The following is a 6,457-nucleotide window of genomic DNA, read 5'->3' on the forward strand; positions in this document are numbered from 1 at the left end:
CAGCACACACGAGCGAAGCGAACCGGGGGGTGGAGCAGGCATGAGCAAGTTGACGGCGGCCATCGTCGGGCCGGGCAACATCGGCACCGACCTGCTGGTCAAGCTGATGCGCAGCGAGCTGATCGACGTCCACTCGATGATCGGGGTGATCCCGGAGTCGGACGGGCTGGAGCGCGCCCGCGAGCTCGGCGTCCCGGCGTCGGCGGAGGGCGTGGACTGGCTGCTGAAGCAGCCGGAGCTGCCCGACATCGTGTTCGAGGCGACCTCGGCGAAGGCGCACCTGGCGAACGCGCCCCGCTACGAGGAGGCCGGGATCACCGCGATCGACCTGACGCCGGCCGCGGCGGGCCCGCTCGTGTGCCCGCCGGTGAACCTGGACACGCTGTCGGACGCGCCGAACCTCAACATGATCACCTGCGGCGGGCAGGCGACGATCCCGATCGTGCACGCGGTGTCGTCGGTCGTCCCGGTCCCGTACGCGGAGATCGTCGCGTCGATCGCGTCCCGCTCGGCCGGCCCCGGCACCCGCGCCAACATCGACGAGTTCACGCAGACCACGGCCCGCGCGATCGAGTCGGTCGGCGGCGCCGGGCGGGGCAAGGCGATCATCATCCTGAACCCGGTCGACCCGCCGATGATCATGCGGGACACGGTGTTCTGCGCGATCCCGTCGGACGCCGACACCAAGGCCATCCAGGAGTCGATCGAGAAGATGGTGGCCGAGGTCGCCGTCTACGTGCCCGGCTACACGCTGCGCGCCGAGCCGCAGTTCGACGGGCCCCGCGACATCTGGAACGGGATGGCCCGGGTCGCGGTGTTCCTGGAGGTCCGCGGGAACGGCGACTACCTGCCGCCGTGGGCCGGCAACCTCGACATCATGACCGCGGCGGCCGCCCGGGTGGGCGAGCAGCTGGCGCGCAGGAAGGTGGCATCATGAGCCCCGCGCAGGAGACCGCGCAGGAGACCCCGGCGAAGATCCGGATCACCGACTCGACGCTGCGGGACGGCAGCCACGCGATGGCGCACCGCTTCACCGAGGAGCAGGTCCGCGGCGTCGTGCACGGGCTGGACGCCGCCGGCGTCGAGGTCATCGAGGTCACGCACGGCGACGGTCTGGGCGGCTCGTCGTTCAACTACGGCTTCTCGCTGGAGGACGACGTCAAGCTCGTCGCCGCGGCCGTGGACGAGGCGGTCCGCGCGAAGATCGCGGTGCTGATGCTGCCGGGCGTCGGGACCGTCGAGGACCTGAAGCTGGCGCACGACGCGGGCGCGTCCGTCGCCCGCATCGCGACGCACTGCACCGAGGCGGACGTGTCGCTGCAGCACTTCGCCGCCGCCCGCGACCTCGGCATGGAGACCGTCGGGTTCCTGATGATGGCGCACCGGGTGCCGCCGGACGTCCTGGCGAAGCAGGCCCGGATCATGGTGGACGGCGGCGCGCAGTGCGTGTACGTCGTCGACTCGGCGGGCGCCCTCGTCCTCACCGAGGCGCAGGAGCGGATCAGCGCGCTCGTCAAGGAGATCGGGCACGAGGCGCAGGTCGGCTTCCACGGCCACCAGAACCTGTCGCTGGGCGTCGCGAACTCGGTGCTGGCGCAGCAGAACGGCGCGCTGCAGATCGACGGGGCGCTGTGCGCGCTCGGCGCGGGGGCGGGCAACTCCCCCACCGAGGTGCTGGTGCCGACGTTCGAGCGGCTCGGCGTCCCGACCGGTGTGGACGTGCAGGGCGTGATGGCCGCCGCCGACGACGTGGTGAAGCCGTTCCTGCACCGGCTGCCGTTCGCCGACCGCGGCGCGATCACGCAGGGCTACGCGGGCGTGTACTCCAGCTTCCTGCTGCACGCCGAGCGGGCCGCCGAGCGGTACGACGTCCCGGCCTACGAGATCCTGCAGAAGGTCGGCGAGGCCGGCTACGTGGGCGGCCAGGAGGACATGATCATCGACGTGGCGCTGCAGCTGCGCGCCGAGCGCGAGCGCGCCGAGTCCTGACCCCGGAGTCCTGACCCCGGCCCGGCCCGGTGCCGGGGCGGGCCTCAGGCGAGGGGGCTCGCGTCGAGATCGTCGAGGAGGGCGCGGGGGCCGTCGTACACGGCCGCCGCGCCCGCCTTCAGCAGCTCGTCCCGGCTCCAGCCGCCGGTGAGGACGCACACGCACGGCATCCCGGCGCGTTCGGCGGCCTCGACGTCCCACCGGGTGTCGCCGACGAACACGGCGCGGCCGGCGGGCACCCCGGCGCGTTCGAGCGCCAGGTGCACCAGGTCGGGGGACGGCTTGCTCTCCCCCACCTCCGAGGCGGACGTGGCCTCGTCCACCGCGTCGTCGGCGTCCAGCGCGGCGCGCAGCGCGTTCAGCTCGGGCACGGCGGCGGAGCTGGCCAGCACGACGCGGCGGCCCCGCGCGGCGCAGGCCCGCAGCAGGTCGGCGGCGCCGTCGAAGGGCGTGAGCCGCGACCAGTACTGCGCGTACAGGGCGGTGTGCGCGGACCGGATCGCGTCGTCGTCGCCGCGGTCCCGGCCGTCCGGCAGCAGGTGGTCGAGGAGCTTGTCGGAGCCCATGCCGATCGCCCGGTGGATCCGCCCCATCGGGACCGTGCGGCCGTACTGCAGGAATGCCTGCCACCACGTGGCGGCGTGCAGGTAGTTGGTGTCGACCAGCGTTCCGTCGACGTCGAACAGCACGGCATCGGTCATGCGAGGGCACTACCCGCTTCTACGGGCGCCAGTCGCGGAGCACGTCGATGGCGTCCTGGACGGTCGGGCGGGTCTCCAGGGCGGCCCGGCCGGGGAACGCCGGGCAGGCGTCGGGGTAGTGCGCGGCGATGAGGAACCCGCCGGCGCGGCGGATGCGGCCCGCACCGTCGATCAGCGCGCTGACGCCGACGGAGTCGCAGCCGACGACGCCCGCCAGGTCCATCGCGACCAGGACGCGGCCCTCCAGCCTGCCGATGCGGTCGAGCCAGCGGTTCAGCCGGGCGACGTTGCCGGTGACGAGGTGGCCGCCCAGCCGCAGCACGATGCAGTGCCGCTCCACCGTGATGTCGATCGACAGCGGGAGTGCGGAAGCCGCGTCTCCGGTCACCTCGCGCCTCCGAGCGGGCACCGCGTATCGTCTTGGCGCCCTCATCCTTGCACAGTGCAAATGTGGCGGACAGCCCGTTCCGCACGACGATCTTTGCACGCTGCAAGGGTTGGGATAGCTTGGCGGCATGACCCACGAGGACCCCGCCGCCGGGAGGGGCGCGTCGACTCCTCGCGGGCGGGCGCGCAGGGACCAGCTGGTGCGCATCGGTCTCGACCTGCTCGCCGAGGGCGGCTGGCCCGCGGTCACCGCGCGGGCCGTCACGGACCGCGCGCGGACCCGCCCGGGCCTGCTCCACCACTACTTCAACGGGCTGCCGGGCCTGCACGTCGCGGTCGCGCAGCGGGCCAGCGAGATGATCATCGATCCGGTGGTGGACGCGCTGGTCGCCGCGCCCGACGCCGGGTCAGCGCTGCGCGCGGTGCGCGAGCTCGTCCCGCGGATGGTCGCGGGCGAGCGCAACCTGCGGCTGGCCGCCGAGCTGCTGGTCCGGGCCCTGCGCGACCCGCGGCTCGCCGCCGAGCGGAGGGACTGGTCGCGGACCGTCCGGGCCCGCGTCGCCGCCCGGCTCGCCCACCTGTCCCCCGACTGGCCGGCCGAGCGCCGCGAGGGCACCGCGATGCTGTTCACCGCGATGCTGGACGGGCTGCTGCTGCAGCTGATCCTCGACCCCGACCTGCCGACGGCCCCGGCCCTGGACGCGACCGAGGCGCTCGTCGCCGAACGGCCCGCGCGGGCCGCCGCGCGGCCCGCCCCGCAGCCCGCGCGGGCCGCGGAACGGTGACGCGCGGGCGTCCCGTCCGGATCGGGAGCGCCCGCGCGTCCGGAGGCCCGGGCTAGTCGCGGGGGGCGTGCGCGACGGCGACCGGGCAGGCCGCGTGGTGCAGGAGCGCGTTGCTGACCGAGCCGAGCAGCAGGCCGCGGAACCCGCCGAGCCCGCGGGACCCGACGACGAGGAGCCGGGCGTCCTTCGCGGCCGTCAGCAGCACCTGGCGGGGCGGGCCGGTGATCACCTCGGTCCGGACGGCGACGTCCGGGTACTTCTCCCGCCACGGCTCGACGAGCCCGGCGAGCCGTCCCTCGGCGAACTCGCGCAGCCCGTCGGCGTCCACCAGCGGGACGGGTCCGGGCTCGGCGTCGGGCGGCCAGGCGGTGATCGCGGACAGTTCCGCGCCGCGCAGCCGGGCCTCGGTGAACGCCAGGCCGAGGGCCTCCAGCGAGGCCGCCGAGCCGTCCACGCCGACGACCACCGGGCCCTCGGCGCGCGGCTCCCGGACGACCGTGACCGGGCTCGGGGCGTGCGCCGCCAGCTCCACGCCCGTCGACCCCAGCACCAGCTCGGTGAAGCCGCCGCGCCCGCGCGACCCGACGACGACCAGCTCGGCGTCGCGGGCTGCCTCGATCAGCGCGGTCGCCGGCCCGCCGCGGCCGAGGACGGCGTGCACGTCGCCGGTGACCTCGCGGGCGTGCTCCGCGCCCTCCGCGGCGACCTCCTCGGCCACCGCGCGCAGGTCGGCGACGGGGATCGCGCCCCATCCGACCCCCGCGTACATCTCCCAGGCGTGCACCACGGTCAGCGGCACGCCCCGCAGGCGCGCCTCCTCGGCCGCCCACCGGACGGCCGCCGCGCTCTGCTCGGATCCGTCGTAGCCCGCCACCACGCCGCGTCGATCGGTCATCATCGCTCCCTTCCCGCGTTCCAGGCTCGCCCGGCGGGGACGGGACGGTCAGAGGCGAGGGTCCTCGCCTCGCGGGACCTGCGTCCCGGCACGATCGCGACGGTGCAGGAGGCCCGCCGCAGCATCGCGGTGGCGGTCGCGCCCAGCGGCTCCAGGCCGGTGCCGCGGTCGCCGAGCACGACGAGCCCGGCGTTCTCCGCCGCCTCCCGCAGGGCGTCGAAGGGCCTCTCCAGCAGCGGCGACGCCTCGATGCGCAGGTCGGGGTAGCGGCGGCGCACCGGCTCCACGGCCTCGTCCAGCTCGGCGGCGCGGGTCTTCTCCAGCAGCTCCCGGTCGTGGAACAGCGCGAGCTCGGACTCGACGACCGCGCCGGGCTCCCAGCAGCCGTGCACGACGTGCAGGGTCCAGCCGCGCAGCGCCGCCTCCTCCGCGGCGAAGCCGAGCGCGCTCGCGCAGCGGGAGGACCCGTCGACGCCCACCACGACGCGGTGCGGCGGCGTCCCGGCGCGGGCGGCGATCACCGGGCGCGGGGACCGGGCCGACAGCTCCATCGCCGTCCCGCCCTCGTCGGGCCGCTCGGGCGCGCCGATCACCACCAGCTCGGCCCCGGCGGCGGCGCTCAGCAGCGCCTCGGCGGCGGGGCCGCGCCGCAGCCGCTTGCGGACCGCGCCCGGCACCCCCAGCTCGTAGGCCCGGCGTACGCCGCCGTCGAGCAGGTTCTCACCCGCCCGCTTCATGATCGTCTCGATGTCCGGGTCGGCGTGCCCGGCCGGGTAGGGCCAGTGCCAGCAGTGGCACATCACCAGCCCGAACCTCCGGAGCCGGGCCTCCTCGACAGCCCAGCGCAGCGCCGCGTCGTTCTCCGGCGTCCCGTCATAGCCGAACAGGACGTGCGGCCACCGTTTCCTTTCCTCGCTGTTCATAGGACTGCCTCCCTCGGTCCAGTCTGCGCCGCCGGCGCATCGACCAAAAGGGGACGAAGGTCCCCCCACCCGGGACCTCCGGGCCCTGCCCGGCCTTTTGCCCAGCCATTACCGTCTCAGACAAGGAGGAGAAAAGAGATGGAAAGGCTGGGACGCGTACGCCGCCGGTTCGGCTTCGACCGCAACGATCTGCGCCGCGGCGTCGACCGCCGCCAGTGGGCGGTCGGGGTCGGCGCCGTCGTCCTGTTCGCTGGACTCGCGCCGCCGGCCGCCGCCGCGCTCGCCTCCCACGCCTACCGGACCGGCGTCGAGGCCGAGCGGCAGCAGGCCGCCAACCACCGCGTCGACGCGCGCGTCACGGAGGCCAAGTCGGAGGACGGCGCGGGCGTGCGGCACACCTACGCCGTGCTGTACTGGACGCCCTCCGACGGCAGGGCCCGCACCGCGGTCGTCCCCGCGGACAAGTCCGTGAAGCCGGGCGCGACCCGCCGCATCTGGGTGGACGGCTCCGGCGACCTGGCCCGCGCGCCCCGCACCCACGCCGACACGATCTCGACCACCGCCGTCGCCGGCACCATGGCCGTGACCCTGGTGGGCCTGCCCCTCCTGGCCGGCTACTACTTCGCGCGCCGCCACTACGACCGCCGCCGCGAGGCCCTCTGGGACGAGAGCTGGGCCGCCCTCGCCGACCGCAGGACCACCTGAGCCATCCGAGCCGGGCGTCCGAGCCGAATCTTCCGGGCCGAATCTTCCGGGCACAGCCGAATCTTCCGGGCA

General features: G+C 75.0%; 8 protein-coding genes. 4 read left to right on the forward strand and 4 right to left on the reverse strand.

The window, feature by feature from the left end; genetic code table 11:
* Positions 1–40 precede the first annotated feature (40 nt).
* Both ACIWVC_RS31435 and dmpG read left to right on the forward strand, forming a co-directional pair.
* Complete coding sequence (locus ACIWVC_RS31435) at positions 41–937, forward strand: acetaldehyde dehydrogenase (acetylating) (RefSeq protein ID WP_396450139.1); 897 nt, start codon at positions 41–43, stop codon at positions 935–937.
* Positions 934–1,989 carry a 4-hydroxy-2-oxovalerate aldolase gene (dmpG, locus tag ACIWVC_RS31440; protein ID WP_396450137.1) on the forward strand — a complete coding sequence of 352 codons (1,056 nt, stop codon included), beginning with the start codon at positions 934–936 and terminating at the stop codon, positions 1,987–1,989. Before ACIWVC_RS31435 ends, dmpG begins: the two co-directional genes overlap by 4 nt.
* Positions 1,990–2,033: 44 nt before the next feature.
* On the opposite strand, the gene ACIWVC_RS31445 is transcribed toward dmpG, so the two are convergent.
* Positions 2,034–2,690, reverse strand: a complete 657-nt coding sequence (locus ACIWVC_RS31445) for an HAD family hydrolase (RefSeq protein WP_396450135.1) — start codon at positions 2,688–2,690, stop codon at positions 2,034–2,036.
* Between the two features lie 19 nt (positions 2,691–2,709).
* Positions 2,710–3,078 carry an STAS domain-containing protein gene (locus tag ACIWVC_RS31450; RefSeq protein ID WP_396450134.1) on the reverse strand — a complete coding sequence of 123 codons (369 nt, stop codon included), beginning with the start codon at positions 3,076–3,078 and terminating at the stop codon, positions 2,710–2,712.
* Positions 3,079–3,205: 127 nt separating this feature from the next.
* On the opposite strand from ACIWVC_RS31450, the gene ACIWVC_RS31455 reads away from it, so the two are divergent.
* Positions 3,206–3,862: a TetR/AcrR family transcriptional regulator gene (locus ACIWVC_RS31455; protein ID WP_396450133.1), complete on the forward strand. Its 657-nt coding sequence runs from the start codon at positions 3,206–3,208 to the stop codon at positions 3,860–3,862.
* A 52-nt stretch (positions 3,863–3,914) separates the two neighbouring features.
* On the opposite strand, the gene ACIWVC_RS31460 is transcribed toward ACIWVC_RS31455, so the two are convergent.
* Positions 3,915–4,757, reverse strand: coding sequence for a universal stress protein (locus ACIWVC_RS31460; RefSeq protein ID WP_396450131.1), 843 nt, complete (start codon positions 4,755–4,757; stop codon positions 3,915–3,917).
* Entirely contained in the window at positions 4,757–5,680 is a 924-nt protein-coding gene (locus tag ACIWVC_RS31465) for a universal stress protein (protein ID WP_396450130.1), read from the reverse strand. The genes ACIWVC_RS31460 and ACIWVC_RS31465 overlap by 1 nt, the downstream gene beginning before the upstream one ends.
* A gap of 138 nt (positions 5,681–5,818) precedes the next feature.
* On the opposite strand from ACIWVC_RS31465, the gene ACIWVC_RS31470 reads away from it, so the two are divergent.
* Positions 5,819–6,385 carry a hypothetical protein gene (locus ACIWVC_RS31470; protein WP_396450128.1) on the forward strand — a complete coding sequence of 189 codons (567 nt, stop codon included), beginning with the start codon at positions 5,819–5,821 and terminating at the stop codon, positions 6,383–6,385.
* Positions 6,386–6,457: the final 72 nt, after the last annotated feature.

This window comes from Actinomadura sp., from assembly GCF_044508335.1.
GTDB lineage: Bacteria > Actinomycetota > Actinomycetes > Streptosporangiales > Streptosporangiaceae > Spirillospora.

Bases quoted from the DNA above. Each gene is read 5' to 3' on its own strand.
- ACIWVC_RS31445 (WP_396450135.1), bottom strand. From the start codon at position 2,690: ATGACCGATGCCGTGCTGTTCGACGTCGACGGAACGCTGGTCGACACC.
- ACIWVC_RS31470 (WP_396450128.1), top strand. From the start codon at position 5,819: ATGGAAAGGCTGGGACGCGTACGCCGCCGGTTCGGCTTCGACCGCAAC.
- ACIWVC_RS31465 (WP_396450130.1), bottom strand. From the start codon at position 5,680: ATGAACAGCGAGGAAAGGAAACGGTGGCCGCACGTCCTGTTCGGCTAT.
- ACIWVC_RS31435 (WP_396450139.1), top strand. From the start codon at position 41: ATGAGCAAGTTGACGGCGGCCATCGTCGGGCCGGGCAACATCGGCACC.
- ACIWVC_RS31460 (WP_396450131.1), bottom strand. From the start codon at position 4,757: ATGACCGATCGACGCGGCGTGGTGGCGGGCTACGACGGATCCGAGCAG.
- ACIWVC_RS31455 (WP_396450133.1), top strand. From the start codon at position 3,206: ATGACCCACGAGGACCCCGCCGCCGGGAGGGGCGCGTCGACTCCTCGC.
- dmpG (WP_396450137.1), top strand. From the start codon at position 934: ATGAGCCCCGCGCAGGAGACCGCGCAGGAGACCCCGGCGAAGATCCGG.